Consider the following 15,399-nt stretch of genomic DNA (forward strand, 5'->3'; position numbering starts at 1 on the left):
CCTGCGCGATCTGGCACAACCGGACCACAGGCCAGCCCGTGACCCGCTCACTGATCGCCTACGACCACTGACCGACTTCGGAACTACTCGTCTAGCGCCCGAACTCCCGGGCGGCGGTCAATCGGCCGCGGACGGCGGCGTGGACCTCGGCCTCCTCGGCCGGGTCGGCGGCGAGCCTACGCAGCCGCTCCAGCACACGCGCGTCGCCCGTGGTGGCGACGTGGCGCGCGGCGAGCTCGCGCGTGGACTCCTCGCAGTCCCAGAGGCACTCGACGGCGGGCCCCTCGGGGAAGTGCACATCGGTCGCGGCGAGCGCCCGGGCGGCGCGACCGCGCAGCTCGGAGGAGGCGGCCTCCCCGTAGATGTGGCGCAGGACCGGGACGGCGTCGGCGGCGGCCAGCCGCCCCGCGCCGTCGACCAGCGATCCCAGGCCGGTACCGCTGACCCCGCGCACGGAGACCCAGCGGCGCAGTCCGGCGACCACCAGCGGCGCGTCGGCCGGTTCCCCGGCGTCGGCGAGCAGGCGGACGGCCGTCTCACCGAGCGCGCTGTCGGCTCCCCCGCTGGCCGGGTCCGCCCAGCGGCGGGCCTGGGCCAGCACCTCGGGGCCGCGCATCCGTCCGAGCAGCTCCAGTGCTGCCCGGACGACCCGGTCGTCCACATCAGCTGCGGCGGCCTCGATCAGTTCGAGGGCGGCCGGGTCGCGTTGGTCGACCAGGTAGCGCAGGGCGGCCCGCCGGGCGCCGGGCAGGCCGTCGCGGGCGGCCTCCAGCAGGACGGGACGGTCCTCGGGCCGGACGACGGCGGTCAGACAGCGGGCGGCCGCGGCGGCGCGGCGGTCGACGGCGTCCGGACCGGAAGGGTCCTCGTCGACGCGCACCGGCTCGGGGCGGCCCAGGAACGCCCCGGCCCCGAGGTCGCCCAGCTGCCCCTGGTCGGCCCAGGCCAGCACGTCGGCGGTGGACCAGCCCGGGGTGACGCCGCTGCGGTTCAGCTGGCGCTGCCAGAGATCGAAGGGTGACTGCTCGCTGGCCGCGGCCACTCTCGGGTGGTAGGCCGCCCACAGCCGCCAGGGCCGGGGCTCGTAGGCGTTGCGGATGAACTCGCGCAGCTCGGCGTCGCCCTCGGGGCCCGGTGCGAAGCGGTCCAGCACGGCGGTGCCGAGCAGCAGCAGGCCCCGGTCGTCGTCGCGCAGGGCGAGCTCGTCCAGGGCCCAGGCCCAGTTGGCACCGGTGGCGGCGTACTCGCGCAGCATCAGCAGCGCGTCGCGCCGGCCGTACGCGGCGAGGTGGCCCAGGACGGAGAGGGCGAGGCCGGTGCGGCTCTCGTCGTCACTGACGAGGTCCTCGGCGGAGTGGAGGTGGTCCTCGATGCCGTCGAGGGGGGCCTCCAGCTCCATGTAGAGGCGGGCGTAGTAGAGGGAGCGGCTCTCGACCTGCCAGTCGGCCCGCGGATCCCTGGTGACGCACTCCTCCAGCGCGGCGATGGCCTCGGCACGGTCGGCGGCCAGCGCGTGGAGCTGCCCGTCACCGCGGCCTCGCTGGAGGAGGCCTAGGAGGCTGGCACTAGGTGCTATCACTGGCTCGAACATGAGGTCAGCATCCGTTGCGGCGGTCGTAGTGGCAACGGGATTTCCGTCGCCGGGGTCTCTGGTCGGTACTGCGGTGGGCGCCCGGGCGCCGGAATCACCGAAGGTTACCGCCTCGGACCCCCTTCCGCACACAGGGCGACGAAGGCCACTGCCACAGTGGCATATGCCAGGGGAATTTTGCCTGCGTTATGTCCAAATCGCCCACACCGGCGTGGACGCTGTGCGACAGTCTTCTCACCACCCGACGACCCGCACGGGGGTCGCACCGAGCGATGGACCCGCCATGAACATGCCCTTGGGCGCCGCCCGCCCGCCGGACACCGCCACGGTGGACGGCGCCCCGGCGGGCGACCCGGAAGGCACCGCCGACGACTCCGCCGGCGGGTCCGACAGCGGAACGGAGGGCGGAGTGGACGGCACGACGCAGGGGCCGTCCGGCCCCTCCCTCGACAGCGACGGTCACCCCGGCCGCCGCGACCGCGACGACAAGCCGGTCATCGGCTCGGCGGAGTGGGACCTGCTGACCGACGGCGTCCGCTGGAACGCGGAGACCTACCTCCTCCTCGGCTGCGACCCGGGCCACGGCCCGCTCAGCCTCGACCGGCTGCCCGACCGCCTCCCCGAGGCGGACCGGCCGCTGCTGCGCCGGATGATGACCGACGCCCTGGTGCACGGCCGTCCGGCCGCCGGCACCCTGCGGGTCCGCCGCCCCGGCGGACGGCACGACAGCGTGGAGTGCGCGGGCGAACCCGTGCTCGGCACGGACGGCACCGTCACCGCGCTGCGCATGCTGCTCCGGCCGGCCCCGTCGGCCTGAGCTTCAGGCCGGTCCCGAACCCCGGGCCGGTCCCGAACCCCGGGCTGGCCCTGAACCCCAGCCTGGTCCTGAACCCCAGCCTGGTCCTGAACCCCCGACTGGTCCCCGACCGGCGCCGCGCCGGCCGCCCGTCTCACGACGGCCGCGGCCGGTTCTTGGCGTCCGCCGCCCGCAGCTCCCGGCCGAGCTCCGCCCGCAGCTCGTCCACCACCGGCAGTCCCCGGTACCGCGCGGTCAGCCGGTACATCTCGCGCAGCCGGTCCCAGGTCCGGTGCGAGGAGTTCTGGCCGATCAGGTTCATCACCATCTTGGCCTGGAACGCCGCCGCGTCCGGCTCCCCGGTGATCCACTGCACCGAGGCCAGGGTGATCCGGTCGAACAGCGCCGAGCGCAGCTGCCCGGTGCCCTCGCGCAGGGCGATCACCCGCTCCGCGTGCCGCCGGGCCCGGGGGGCGGCCGCCTCGTCGTGCTCGGCCAGGGTGCGCAGCACCAGCCCCTGCATGCCGCGCAGTTCGGCCTCGTCGAAGACCTGCATCCAGGACGGCGCCGGCTCCGGCGACTCCTCGGTGAACAGGTCCTCCGCCTCGCCGAGCAGCCGGTAGGTGTCCTGGGAGTGCCCGATCGAGGCGTGCGCCCAGGCCTCGACGGTGTTGAACATCGCCCGGGTCCTGGGCAGCAGCAGACCACCGCCCGCCTTGGCCGCCGACATCAGGTCGATCGCGTCGTCGGCCCGGCCCAGGTGCACCATCTGCCGGGCGGCCCGGGAGATCGCCTCGCCGGCCCGCGGCCGGTCGCCGGCCTCCTTGGCCGCCTCGGCCGCGATCATGAAGTACCGCTGGGCGGTGGGCTCCAGGCCCACGTCGTGCGACATCCAGCCGGCCAGCACCGCCAGGTTGGCCGCGACCAGCCACAACCGCTGCTCCACCGCCGGTGCGTGGCGGTGGGTCAACAGACCGCCCACCTCGTTGAGTTGACCGACCACCGCCTTGCGCTGGAGCCCGCCGCCGCGAGCGGCGTCCCAGGCCCGGAACACCTGCACCGAGCGCTCCAGCGACTCCACCTCGTCGAGCCCGACCGGGCCCGCGTCGTACACGTCCACCACCGGACGGGCGCCGCCCCCGGTGACCACCTGGCGGGGCCCGGGCACGGAGGCCGCGTACGCCACCGCGTCCCCGCCCAGCCAGCCCTTCAGCGAGTCGGCGATGACCGCCCCGGTCGTGAGCGCGGCTCCGGCGCCCACCAATCCACGTCGGTTCAGCATGAGGTCCATTCCCGTGAACTCGGTGAGGACCGCGGCTGTTCGATCCGGCGACCACGGCGCTGCTGCGGAGGGCTCCGCTCCGGACCTGGTGGGCCGGTGTCGTTCCAGACCGAGGTCCTCAGTGGTGACGACACGGCCGAGCCGCTCCGTGAACACGGCTGCCAGCACCCTCGGCACCGGATCGCGCGGGATCTCCCCCTGCTCGATCCACCGCCGTACCCTCGACGTGTCGGTGGACAGCTGCTGCTGCCCCAGCGCGGCACCGCGACGGTTGACCAGCCGCGCCAACTCGCCCTTGGACCATCCGGTCAGGACGAACAGATCGGCGAGTCGGGTGTTGGGTTCCCTGCTCAAATGAAGCCCCCAGGTTCCTCGGCACTTCGAGGCTAGAGGCTCCGGCAAGTGCCAGGCGAGCATTCGCCACCGTTCGCCAGGGCCCGCCAGACTACTAAGCCAGTGCCCGACGGGTGTGTTGTAGGGGTGCGCCACCTCGCCCCTCGGGTCGGGCGGCGTCCCATCAGGGCCGGGGCAGTCCCCCGACCGTGGCACGGGACGCTCCCGGTCCTCACCCGAGGGGGTGGCGCGGCCGGGTGGCGCGGGGGCGCCGGGCACGGCCACGGCAGTCCGGCCGACCGCATTCCCCAGGGTGCGGACGGCCGGAGCACTGTCGAACAGGGGTTCCCGACCCCGCGTCCGTGCCCGGCGCCCGCGCTCCACCCACCGACCGCAGCAGGGCCGCCGCCGTGCCAGGAAGCACCCGGCGGCGGCCCTCCCCGCCCCCGCGGGGCGCACCCGCCGACGGACCGGAAGGGACCACCCCCAGCCCATGTACTCCTCAGCGACGACCCCCACGCCGACCGCGACCCGCACCGCGCTGCGCCCCCCCAACGCAGCCGCCGGCCGTCCCGGGCCCAAGCAGGTGCCCCCGGCGAGCCGTCCGGTCGCTCCGCGCGGCACCGAGGGCCGGTCCACGGACGCCCGGGTCCCGGTCGGCCGTACGGCGCTGGGGCTGCGCGCCCCCGAGGCCGCCCCGCCGGTCGGCCACCGCCTCCCGCTGGCCCGGCAGGCCGACGGTCAGGTGCTCCGGGCCCGGCGGCCCGGCCAGCCGCTCGGACCGGAGCGGATCGATCCGTCGGCGCTCCAGACCCCGGCGGTGCGGGCCGCGCTGGGCAGTGTCGCGCGGATATGTCCCGCGTTCACCCCGCGCCAGGTCCTGCGCGAGGGCAGCCGCCACATCCTGGTGGCGGGCACCATCGGGCGGGCTCCGGTGGTCGCCAAGTGCCTGGCGCCGCAGGCGGTGCGGAGTGAGTACTTCGAGCAGCTGGTGGCCGACTTCCACCACGAGGTCGCGGTGTACCGGGCGTTCGTCCGGCACCGCCCGCCGGTGCGGCTGCCCCGGCTGGTCGCGGCCGACCACGACCGGTGCGTGCTCGTCATGGAGCGCGTTCCCGGGCGCCCGGCCGCCCGGGAGCGCCACCCGGTCAACGCGCCCACCCCGGGCGAGGTGCGGGCGCTGCTCGGCGCCGTCCGGACGCTGAACCTCTGGCGGCCGCCGAGCGACGTCTTCCAGCCGCGCCTGGACTACCAGTTGGAGATCGCCCGCTACCACTCGGTGGGCCAGCTCACCGACCGGGACGCCGGCGACCTGCGCGGCCTGCTGCACGGCCTGGGCCAGACCCCGCTGCAGCTGTGCCACGGCGACGCGCTGCTCAGCAACATGCTGCTGGCGCCGTCCGGCCCGGTGCTGGTCGACTGGGAGCAGGCCGGCTGGTACCTGCCGGGCTACGACCTGGCGGTGCTGTGGAGCGTCCTGTCCGGCGACACCGCTGCCCGCCGCCAGATCAGCCAACTCGCCCAGAACGGCGGCACGATGGCCCGGGACGCGTTCCTGGTGAACCTGGTGCTGGTGCTGATGCGGGAGATCCGGCTGTACGACGTGCCGGGCGCCGGTGAGGAGCAGCGGATCATGATCCGCCGGCTCTACGACGACGCCGCGCTGGCCCGCCGCGCGGTCCGGGCGGCGGTCGGCACGCGCTGAACAGCGGTTGAACAGTGGTTGAACCGTGGTTGGACATTGCTTGAACGGCGGGGCCCGGCGGTCGGATCCGGCCGAACCGCCGGGCCCGCCGGGCCAGTTGGACCACGGGGCGCTACGGCCGGGCGCCGCGTTCCAGGGCGGCCCGGCCGGCGGCGTCCAGGACGGCCTCCTCGGGCGCCAGGTGCACCCGGCTGCTGAGCACGTCCCGCAGGTAGCGCTCCAGCGGGTGACGCCGGCTCAGCCCCGGGTTGCCGGTGAGCGCGACGGCCTGCTGGACGGCCGCCGTGGCGGCCCGGGTGGCCAGCAGCTGGGCGGGCCCGGTCCGGGCCACGGCGTCCGGCTCGCCCCGGTCGACCCGAGGCGCCAGGCCGTGGACCAGTTCCTCGGCGCCGATCAGCTGGGCCTCGATCTCGCCGAGGGCGCAGCGGTAGCGCGGCAGGGTGCCGAGCGGTTCGGTCAGGTTGGCCGGAGTGCGCTGGTTCAGGAAACGGACCAGCCAGCCCTCGGCGGCCCGGGCGACCCCGATCGCCACCGCGGCGAGCGCCAGGTCCTGCCAGGCGCGGGTGAGTTCGGCCTCCGCCCCGTCCTCCCGGCCGGGCGTGCGCAGTCCGAGCGCGAGTTCGACCGGGACCCGCACCCGGTCGAGCACCACGTCGTGGCTGGCGCTGGCCCGCAGGCCGAGCTGGTCCCAGGTCGGGTCGATCTCCAGGCCCTCGCTCTCGCCGCGGACCAGGAACGTCCCGACCCTGGGCTCGGGTTCGTCGGTCCGCGCGGTGACGGCCATCCAGGCCAGCGCCTCGGCACCGGTGCAGTACGTCTTCCGGCCGGTCAGCAGCCAGCCGGCGTCGTCCCGCCGGGCCACCGTCCCGGGCAGCGCGTCCGGTCGACCGCCGGGCTCCACCCGGAGGGTGTTGACCAGCGCGGGCCCGCGGCGGGACTCGGTGAGCAGCCGCCGGTAGCCGGCCGCAGGCCAGTCGGCGCGGCGGGCCTGCTCGGCGTGCTGGAGCAGGGTGAACGCGGTGACCACGGCCACCGAGGCGTCGCCGCGGCCGAGTTGGGCCAGCACCCGGACGGTGTCGGCGAGCGTGCCGCCCGGTCCGCCGTACCGCGGGGAGACGGTCAGGGTGAGCAGTCCGGCCTCGTGGACGGCCTCGATGCCCTGGTACGGGAAGGTGGCGTCGCGGTCGTGCTCCTCGGCGCGGGCGGCGAGCAGGTCGACCACCCGGGGCAGGCCGGCCAGTGCGGTCTCGATCGCGGCGCGGTCGGGCGCGGGCGCGGGCGCGGTCGTTCTGGTGGGCGCCTTCGACCGCGCGGACGGCGCGGGGTGGCCGGAATCCGACGATTCGGTTCGAGGGCGATCGTTCGGTGAACGATCGTCGGCGGCGATGGGCGTCATGGGGCTGGTGCCTCCGGGCGGCAGCGTGGCTCAGCGAGTGCGGGCGGCACGCCGTACGGGCGCGCGGAACCGGCCGGCGGCCCCGGAGGCAGGAACCCGACCCTCCCCCGGGATATCGGCGCCGACCCGGTCCGGTCGGCCGCCCGCCGCCACGGGGGCGGAATCCCCCCTCAGCGGCCCGGACAGACCGCGCTGGCGGTCCGGCGCAGGTCCAGATGCCTGCGGCGGGTCAACAGCGGGAGACGGCACGGCATGTCCGCGACTGTACGAACCGGTGATCGATACCGTCAAGCAGCGTCCGAGCGCCGGGCGGCCCGGTCAGCCCTGCTGGAACATGTCGGCCGGAAGCGGCTTCAGCAGCTGATACAGGTCGTCCGAAATCGGTCGGTCCCAGGACGCGATGGTGACCAGCACGCCGTCGCTGCGGCCGAACTGGGCGCAGAACACGCGTTCCTCGCTGACCTTGACCTTCTTCACGATCAGCAGGTCATCCCCGAGCATGACCGGGAAGTCCTCGGCCGAGACGAACTCGACCGGCTCGTCGTTCTCCAGCGCCGCGAGCAGCTGCCGCACCTCGAAGGGCACCTCGTCGCCGGTCTCCCGGGCGGGCGAGCCCTCGGGGAGGTTGCCGATGAACATCGCCGGGCCTCTGCCGCCGAACAGGTCGTAGCGCAGGAAAATGCCCTGGCAGGAGCCGTCCGGGCCGGTCATCATGGCCGCACCGAAGTCGCCGGGCCAGTCGCCCGGGTCCATCGCGAGCACGTCGAAGTCCGGGCCGGCGGGCTGTCCGGAGCGACGGCGGAGAAAAGACATGGGAACATCGTACGTGTCCGGCACACCACACTCGCGAGGCGGGTGGGACCGCGACGGGGAACGGGCGGTAGGTCGACGCTCAGAGACCAATGTTGACTCTGAGCAACCGTCCGGGCTACGTTCGGTTCAGCACGACAGCCGTTCTGGGGTTCACCCTCCGGGGGGACGGCACGTCGCAACGCGGCCCTACACGCGTATCCCTCACTGTGCACTTGTCGTGCCGAACCGCCGAGCAGCCAGCTTCGTCGTCGCACACAGCACAAACACACAAGCCAACAGTTCCACTGCAGTTCCGTGCAACAAGAGCCAGATCCGCGGGGCCCCGGCCCGTCGCTCCCGTGGATCTGCTCGGGACGCCGCCGCGTGGGGGCGTGCGGGTCCCGAGCAAAAGGTGCCGTTGTCCGAGTCGCTCTCGGCTTCGGCGCCAGCCTCCCGGCGACTGCCGGCCCCTCGTGGGCCGGGACCGGCCGACGCACCCCGGTGCGCAGGGGATGACTGGGAGGTACGGCCTGGCAGTGCTGCCGGGTCGCACAGCAGGCGCCGTGTCTGGCCGCGTGGGGGCGGTGGGCACGGCGTCTGCCTGTGCTCATACTCTGAGCTGCGTTTGTCTAACAGTCAACAGAAATTCTGACGGGGCACGCTCAATAGATCATCAGTTGTGGTGTTCGGTACCGGAATCAGCGCCCGAGCCCGCCGCGGGACCCACCCGGAACCACTCGCGGAGCGGCCCGGACGCTGCACGTGTTCCCGCAGCTCGGACCGCTCCGCGGCTGTGCCGGCTCAGGTGGAGCCGGCACAGGGGGGACCGGCTCAGGTGAGGTCGAACTCGCCGTCGCGGGCACCGAGCACGAAGGCCCGCCACTCGGCCGGGGTGAAGACCAGGACCGGCCCGTCCTCCTGGCGGCCGTCCCGCATCCCGATGTACCCGTCCACGAACGCGATCTGGACGTCCCCGACCCCCTGGCTGCTGCACAGCCACTCGGCCCCGGTGAAGTCCACCTTCGGCTTCCCGTTCGGCGCGAGCTCCGGCTCCGCCCCGGCCGCACCGGTGTTCACCCCGGTGTCCGTCCCGCTGTTCACTGCCACTGACCGATCTCCTCCCGACGGCGTTCCACGATCAGCCTAGCCACACCCCCCGGCCCCGGTCAGCGGGTTGACGAGGTCTCCGCCGGGCGGGGAAGGAGGGCCGGCGGAGCAGCGGTCGGGGCGCGGTGGGGCGTGTCCCGACCGGCGGGGCCCCGGGCAGCTGCCAGAGTGCTGCCAGGACGCGTACGGAGCCGCCCGCCGGGCAGGGGTCCGGTCGGCGGTGCCGTACGGGCCCGGACCGTCGCCGTGCCGTCGCCGCGCCGTCGCCCCGGACACTCCTGGGCGGCCCGGGCCGTCCCGCACGTCGTCGGCGGTTCGCCGACGGTCCACCCACGACCCGCCCAGGACCCGTTCCTGAGCCGCTCCTGACCCGTTCACGACCCGCCCACGACCCCACCCACGACCCCGCCCTAGGGAGCAGCCGATGAGCCGCCGGGACGGCACCCGCACCCGCGCCGACGTCATCCCCATCTCCGACGCCCCCTCGGCCCACCCGCCGGCGCCCCGCACCCCGCCCTCGGCCACCCCGCTGCCCCGGCCCACCCCGGCCCGGACCGCCGTGCACGGCCGGGTCGGGATCGTCCTGGTCTCGCACAGCCAGGAACTGGCCACCGCCGTACGCTCCCTGGCGCTCACTCTGACCGGATCCGACTCCCCCGCCCCGGTCGCCGCGACGGGCGGCGACCCCGCCGACGGGCCGGGCATCAGCGCGGTGCTGGTGGCCGCCGCCACCCGACGGGTCGACCAGGGCCACGGCGTGGTGGTGCTCGCCGACCTCGGCGGAGCGGTCACCACCGTACGGGCCCTGCTCTCCGAGGCCGACGAGCACGGCCTGCCGTTCCCGGTGCGCTTCGCGAACGCCCCCTTCGTGGAGGGCGCGGTCGCCGCCGCCGCGACCGCCACCGCGGGCGGGGACCTGGCGGCCGTGCTGGACGCGGCGGAGGAGGCCTACCGGCAGCAGAAGGGCTGAACGGGCCCTACGGGAGCTCCTTGCCCGCCCAGGTGAAGACCGCCGGGCCGCTGCACCCCAGCGCGTGGCGCAGCCGCTCGTGCTCGAAGTCGAGCATCGGCGGCAGCTCGTCCAGGGCGAACCAGCCCACCTCCAGCGACTCGTCGTCGTTCACCCGGGCCTCGCCGCCGACCGCCCGGCAGCGGAAGGTCAGCACCAGGTACTGCGTCACGTCGCCGTTCGGGTAGGTGACCGGCTGGGTGACGGTCACCGAGGCGAGCAGCTCGGGCACGACCTCCACCCCGGTCTCCTCCAGGCACTCGCGCACCACGCCGTCGGCCGGCTGCTCGCCGGGATCGAGGATGCCGCCGACCGACGCCCACCGGCCGTCGTCGGCCCGGCGGGCGAGCAGCACCCGCTCCCGGTCGTCCACGACGACGGCGCAGACGGCACTCAGCCAGAGCGGACGGTTGCCCACGAGGGAGCGGAGTTCGAGGAGGAAGGGGGGAATCGCCATGCGGCGCAGCCTACCGAGGCGGCCGGCCGCTCCCTCCGGGAGGCATTCACGGGAGAGGTTCGAAGAGGGGAATGAAGCCGTTGTCCGAAAATGGTGAAAGAAGAGAGCGCGTGATTGTCGGATGAGATGAAATTCGGTCGTTCTGACCAATTTCACTCGATCTGTTGATCAATCACGCCGGGACGGGCCGATGGAGTGACCCCGTGAATTTGTCGGGACGCCGTCAAAGCGTGGCGCCCCGTCGCCGGAGCACCCCGAAGACGATCCGGCCGAGCAGCAGCACCCCGGCCGCCAGGCAGCCGGCCACCGCCATCGCCCACGCCGGGCCGTCACTGTCCGGAACGATCACGGCCACGACGATGCCCAGCACGAGGCAGGCCACACCCGCCACGGCCAGCGGGATCCGGTGGGTGACCAGGGCTCCACCGCTGCACGCGCGGCCCCATCGGGTCGCGCCGTGCAGGTGGAAAGGATCACGGTCCGCATCTGCCATGAGCCCAAGGTACCCCGGGCGGGCCGGGTAGGCAGCCCGCACGGAGTGAGCCCCCGGGCACCGCGCGCGACCGCCCTCGGGGAGTTCCGGAGGCCTGCGGAAGCGTGTGCATGCTCCACAATCAGTCCACGAAAAATCCTCGTCATCGCGGTACAACCATCCGTCCGATGCAGCGGTCTCAATGGCATCGAGTGATCCAGGAGCCGTTCACGGGACGGGTGAGAACCCCCCACCGAGAACCGGAATACCCAGGGGGCGGAGCCGCCGCTCCCTGGAGCCGGAGGCCGGGCTCCGTCCTCCGGCGGTACCGCCACGCCGCTCGGCGACCAAGGGGGAACCGTTGCCGCAGACCCAGTCCACCTCATCGACCTCCCCGGCCCGCGCCAGGCCCGCGCCCGGCATGCGGGCACTGCCACCGCCCACCGGTTGCGCGTCCGACCACCACGGCGCCGGCCGACCCCGACCGGCCGTCGAGGCGAAGCGCTTCGAGACCACGCGCCTCGATGCCAAACGCCTCGACACCAAACGACACGACACCAAGCGACTCGACACGACGCTCCTCGACGGGAGGCGCCTCGGCGCGAGACCCGTCGACGCGGGGAGCATCGACACGAGGAGCGCTGGTACGAGGAGCGTCGGCACCGGGAACGCCGACGCTCCGGACGTCGGCGCGGGGAACGCCGACGCGAAGCGGACCAAGACGGAACAGCAGGACGCACGGGGCGAATGGCTGCGGTTCGCCCCCGTACAGCCGCTGTTCCGGGCCCGGGCCGCCCAGCGACTCGCCGTCCTCGCCTACCACGGGGTCACCGACCACCGCTCCTTCGGCGCCCAGCTCGACCGACTGCGGCGACTCGCCACCCCGGTCTCGCTCGACGCCGTCCTCCAGGCCGTCACCGAGCGGCGGCCGCTGCCGCCGCGCAGCGTCCTGGTCACCTTCGACGACGCCGACCGGAGCGTCCTCACCCACGCCCTGCCCGCCCTCGACGCGCGTGGCATCCCCGCCACCGCCTTCGTCATCTCCGAACTCATCGGCACCGAGCGCCCCTTCTGGTGGCACGAGGCCGACTTCCTCGCCCGCCACGGTGGCCGCGCCCGCTCACTCGACTGCGGCCACCCCTCCCAGCTGCTCCCGCGGCTCAAGGCCATGCCCGACCCGGACCGGCGCCGCAGCCTGCACGAACTGCGGGTCAGCGCCGACCGACGGCCGCCGCGCCAGGAACAGCTCAGCCCCGCCGACCTGCTCGCCCTGCGGGACGGCGGCGTCGCCATCGGCAACCACACCCAGGGGCACCCCTGCCTCGGCCGCTGCGACGACGCCACCGTTCGCACCGAGATCACCGGCGCCCACGAAGCCCTCACCGCCTGGCTCGGCGAACCCCCGACGGCCTTCGCCTACCCCGACGGTGGCCACGACCCCCGTGCCGAAACCGTTCTGCAGGAACTCGGCTACCGCCTCGGCTTCCTCTCCGACCACCGCCTCGGCCCCCGACTCCCCACCCACCCCCTCCAGATCAGCCGCCTCCAGGTCGACTCCACCACCAGCATCCGCCGCTTCGACACCATCCTGTCCGGCCTCGAACCCGCCTATCGCCGCTGGCGCCGCCAAGGAGTCGCCTGACCTCGACGGCGCTGTGCGGGGCCACCCCCGCACAGCGCCGTCCCGTTCAAGCCATTCCCGCACGCCGGCGCACTGCCCACCAGGCACACGCCATGCCCGCCCGGCACCACTCGGGCACCTGATCCAGCCACTTCCCGCACGGGCAGTCGGCCCAGCCTTTCCGCGCCGGGCCCCCAGCGGGCTCCCCCACACGTGCCCCACCCGTCCGCGGCTTTCGCCCAAGCCTCACGAGAAGTCGGCCCGACCCCCACGCATCACCGGGGCCGGGCCCGTCGGCGGCCAGTATCGAACGCGCGTTCCGGCCGTCCTGGCTGTCGCCCCCACCACACGAGAAGCCGGCCCGTTGACCCTGCCGGCGTAGTCGGTGTGGTCGGTTCCCTGTACAGGGCCCGCGTCGGGCGCCGGACCGTGGCTCGGGTGGGCGGCGGCGGACAGGGAGGCCGGCCGGGGGCAGGTGGAGGGCCGTCGACTCCTGCCCGAACGGGGCTGTCCCGGCTGGGGCCGGGAAGGGCGGCGGCCCCAGCCGCCGAGGCCCTGCACGGTCCACTCGTCGCTCGTGTTGCGCGAGGAGTCGACGTGGTCGACTTCCGGCGTCGAACCGACGCCGGGCCCGTGGCTCGTGGGCGGCGGGCGGTCGTGTCGTCCAGGCGCTGCGAGGTTCCGGTGGTCGGCCTGCGTGCACGGCACGTCGGCCTGGTCGGGTCGGGGTGGGGTCAGGCGGTGACGGGGGCGAGGGTGAGGCCCTGGGGGTAGAGGGTGGCGGTGGTGGGGAGGGTGGTGGGCAGGCCGGCGTGGAGGACGGTGAGAGTGCCGGAGCCGGTGCGGGTGGGGTCGGCGACGCGGCGGAGGGCCTGGGCGGCGACGGCGTCGGCGGAGCCGAGGAAGGTGAGCGCCGGGGAGGCGGTGGGGGCGACGGCGGCGCGGATGCGGTCGTCGACGAGTTCGTAGTGGGTGCAGCCGAGGACGAGGACGTCGGTGCCGTGCGGGGTGCGGGCGGCGGCGTCGGCGACGGCCGCGGTGATGGCGTCTTCGTCGCCGTGTTCGATGGCGTCCGCGAGGCCCGGGCAGGCGACCTCGGTGATGTCGGCGGTGCCGCCGAAGTCGCGGATCAGCCCGCGCTGGTAGTCGCTGCCGGTGGTGGCCGGGGTGGCCCAGATGGCGACGCGGCCGCCGAGGGCGGCGGCGGGCTTGATCGCCGGGACGGTGCCGATGACGGGCAGGCCGGGCTCCAGCTCGGCGCGCAGGGCGGCGAGCGCGTGGACCGAGGCCGTGTTGCAGGCGATCACCAGAGCGTCGGGTTCGTACGCCGCGGCGGCTCGGCAGCAGCCGAGGGCCAGTTCGGTGATCTCTTCGGGGGTGCGCGGTCCCCACGGCATCGAGGCCGGGTTGGAGGAGAGCACCAGATCGGCGTCCGGGCGCAGCTTCCGAACGGCGGCGGCGGCGGCCAGCAGGCCGATTCCGGAGTCCATCAGTGCGATCTTCACGGGGCAAGACTTTAGTCGATCCCCCCGTGCCGGCCGGTTCTGCGGCAGACTGCCGGGGTGACCGTCCTGCTGTGGATCGCCGCGTTCTCCCTGCTGGTCTGGCTCTGGCTGGCGTGCTGCCACGGTTCGTTCTGGCGCACCGACGTGCGGCTGCCGCCGCGTCGGCCGCCGGTGCGGTGGCCGCAGGCGGTGATCGTGGTGCCGGCCCGGGACGAGGCGGCGGTGCTGCCGGTGAGCCTGCCGACGCTGCTGGCGCAGAAGTACCCGGGGCGGGCGCGGGTGGTCCTGGTGGACGACCACAGTTCGGACGGTACCGGGGCGCTGGCCGCGGCGCTGCGGACGATCGACGGGCTGGAGCTGACCGTCACCACGCCTCCCCCGCTGCCGCCGGGCTGGACGGGCAAGCTGTGGGCGCTGCGGCACGGGGTGGAGCTGGCCGGTCCGGACGCCGAGTACCTGCTGCTGACGGACGCGGACATCGCGCACGGCCCGGATTCGCTGGCCGAGCTGGTGGCCGCGGCAGAGAGCAACGGGCTGGACCTGGTGTCGCAGATGGCCCGGCTGCGGGTGGAGACCGGCTGGGAGAGGCTGATCGTTCCGGCGTTCGTGTACTTCTTCGCCCAGCTATACCCCTTCCGCCGGAGCAACCGGCCCGGTTCCCGGACGGCGGCCGCGGCGGGCGGCTGCTCGCTGGTGCGGCGGGAGGCGCTGGAGCGTGTGGGCGGGGTGGCGGCGATCCGGGGGGCGGTGATCGACGACGTGTCGCTGGCCCGGGCGGTGAAGTCCTCGGGCGGGCGGACCTGGCTGGGGCTGGCCGGGGAGGTGGACAGCGTCCGCCCGTACCCGCGGCTGGAGCAGTTGTGGCGGATGGTGTCGCGCAGCGCGTACGCGCAGTTGCGGCACTCGCCGTTGCTGCTGCTCGGGACGGTGCTGGGACTGGCGCTGGTGTACCTGGTGCCGCCGGTGGCGGTGGTGGCCGGGCTGGTGGCGGGGGCGCCACCGGTGGCGGTGGTGGGCGGGGCGGCCTGGGCGCTGATGGCGGCCACCTACCTGCCGATGGTCCGGTACTACGGGCAGCCGGCCGCGGCCGTGCTGCTGCTGCCGTTCACGGCTTCGCTGTACCTGCTGATGACGGTGGACTCGGCGGTGCAGCACTGGCGCGGCCGGGGCGCCGCCTGGAAGGGCCGGACGTACTCCGGGGCGTGACCGCGGGCCCGAAGAGGAACGACCGGGCACTTACGCGGGCACGAAGGCGCGCGACCCGGGCAGGAACAAGGCACGGGCGGGGACAAGGCACGGGCGGGCCCGATAAGGCATGACCCGGGCAGGGCGA

At 74.4% G+C, this 15,399-nt stretch carries 13 protein-coding genes and 1 pseudogene; 5 read left to right on the forward strand and 9 right to left on the reverse strand.

Annotation, left to right across the window (positions count from 1 at the left end; translation table 11 throughout):
* Positions 1-91: 91 nt before the first annotated feature.
* Entirely contained in the window at positions 92-1,591 is a 1,500-nt protein-coding gene (locus ACZ6Z8_RS37205; protein ID WP_465614398.1) for a HEAT repeat domain-containing protein, read from the reverse strand.
* Positions 1,592-1,874: 283 nt separating this feature from the next.
* Between ACZ6Z8_RS37205 and ACZ6Z8_RS37210 the strand changes: the two genes are divergently transcribed.
* On the forward strand, positions 1,875-2,408 hold the full coding sequence (locus ACZ6Z8_RS37210; RefSeq protein WP_465614399.1) for a hypothetical protein: 534 nt from the start codon (positions 1,875-1,877) through the stop codon (positions 2,406-2,408).
* 133 nt (positions 2,409-2,541) lie between these two features.
* On the opposite strand, the gene ACZ6Z8_RS37215 is transcribed toward ACZ6Z8_RS37210, so the two are convergent.
* Positions 2,542-4,023, reverse strand: a complete 1,482-nt coding sequence (locus ACZ6Z8_RS37215; protein WP_465614400.1) for a DNA-binding protein NsdB — start codon at positions 4,021-4,023, stop codon at positions 2,542-2,544.
* Positions 4,024-4,647: 624 nt separating this feature from the next.
* Here ACZ6Z8_RS37215 and ACZ6Z8_RS37220 point away from each other — a divergent pair.
* Positions 4,648-5,707: pseudogene (locus ACZ6Z8_RS37220) on the forward strand (aminoglycoside phosphotransferase family protein); the annotation flags it as partial.
* 112 nt (positions 5,708-5,819) lie between these two features.
* On the opposite strand, the gene ACZ6Z8_RS37225 reads toward ACZ6Z8_RS37220, so the two are convergent.
* From ACZ6Z8_RS37225 to ACZ6Z8_RS37240, 4 genes are all read right to left on the reverse strand, one after another.
* A complete protein-coding gene (locus ACZ6Z8_RS37225) occupies positions 5,820-7,103 on the reverse strand; it encodes an acyl-CoA dehydrogenase family protein (RefSeq protein WP_465614401.1) in 1,284 nt (427 codons plus the stop codon).
* 170 nt (positions 7,104-7,273) lie between these two features.
* On the reverse strand, positions 7,274-7,357 hold the full coding sequence (locus ACZ6Z8_RS37230) for a putative leader peptide (protein ID WP_355211871.1): 84 nt from the start codon (positions 7,355-7,357) through the stop codon (positions 7,274-7,276).
* 64 nt (positions 7,358-7,421) lie between these two features.
* On the reverse strand, positions 7,422-7,916 hold the full coding sequence (locus ACZ6Z8_RS37235; RefSeq protein WP_030288620.1) for a hypothetical protein: 495 nt from the start codon (positions 7,914-7,916) through the stop codon (positions 7,422-7,424).
* An 810-nt stretch (positions 7,917-8,726) separates the two neighbouring features.
* The gene (locus tag ACZ6Z8_RS37240) at positions 8,727-8,972 is read right to left on the reverse strand and encodes a DUF397 domain-containing protein (protein WP_465614434.1); all 246 of its coding nucleotides are present in this window, start codon (positions 8,970-8,972) and stop codon (positions 8,727-8,729) included.
* Between the two features lie 454 nt (positions 8,973-9,426).
* Here ACZ6Z8_RS37240 and ACZ6Z8_RS37245 point away from each other — a divergent pair, with 454 nt between their 5' ends.
* Positions 9,427-9,972 carry a PTS-dependent dihydroxyacetone kinase phosphotransferase subunit DhaM gene (locus ACZ6Z8_RS37245; RefSeq protein WP_465614402.1) on the forward strand — a complete coding sequence of 182 codons (546 nt, stop codon included), beginning with the start codon at positions 9,427-9,429 and terminating at the stop codon, positions 9,970-9,972.
* A gap of 7 nt (positions 9,973-9,979) precedes the next feature.
* On the opposite strand, the gene ACZ6Z8_RS37250 is transcribed toward ACZ6Z8_RS37245, so the two are convergent.
* Both ACZ6Z8_RS37250 and ACZ6Z8_RS37255 read right to left on the reverse strand, forming a co-directional pair.
* Complete coding sequence (locus ACZ6Z8_RS37250) at positions 9,980-10,468, reverse strand: NUDIX hydrolase (protein ID WP_465614403.1); 489 nt, start codon at positions 10,466-10,468, stop codon at positions 9,980-9,982.
* 223 nt (positions 10,469-10,691) lie between these two features.
* Complete coding sequence (locus tag ACZ6Z8_RS37255; protein WP_465614404.1) at positions 10,692-10,961, reverse strand: hypothetical protein; 270 nt, start codon at positions 10,959-10,961, stop codon at positions 10,692-10,694.
* A 340-nt stretch (positions 10,962-11,301) separates the two neighbouring features.
* Here ACZ6Z8_RS37255 and ACZ6Z8_RS37260 point away from each other — a divergent pair, with 340 nt between their 5' ends.
* Positions 11,302-12,582 carry a polysaccharide deacetylase family protein gene (locus ACZ6Z8_RS37260; protein ID WP_465614405.1) on the forward strand — a complete coding sequence of 427 codons (1,281 nt, stop codon included), beginning with the start codon at positions 11,302-11,304 and terminating at the stop codon, positions 12,580-12,582.
* A gap of 713 nt (positions 12,583-13,295) precedes the next feature.
* Here the strand turns inward: ACZ6Z8_RS37260 and ACZ6Z8_RS37265 are convergent.
* Positions 13,296-14,066: a glutamate racemase gene (locus tag ACZ6Z8_RS37265; protein WP_465614406.1), complete on the reverse strand. Its 771-nt coding sequence runs from the start codon at positions 14,064-14,066 to the stop codon at positions 13,296-13,298.
* Between the two features lie 57 nt (positions 14,067-14,123).
* Between ACZ6Z8_RS37265 and ACZ6Z8_RS37270 the strand changes: the two genes are divergently transcribed.
* Positions 14,124-15,272, forward strand: coding sequence for a glycosyltransferase (locus tag ACZ6Z8_RS37270; RefSeq protein WP_465614407.1), 1,149 nt, complete (start codon positions 14,124-14,126; stop codon positions 15,270-15,272).
* Positions 15,273-15,399: the final 127 nt, after the last annotated feature.

The organism is Kitasatospora sp. NPDC101108 (assembly GCF_055584725.1).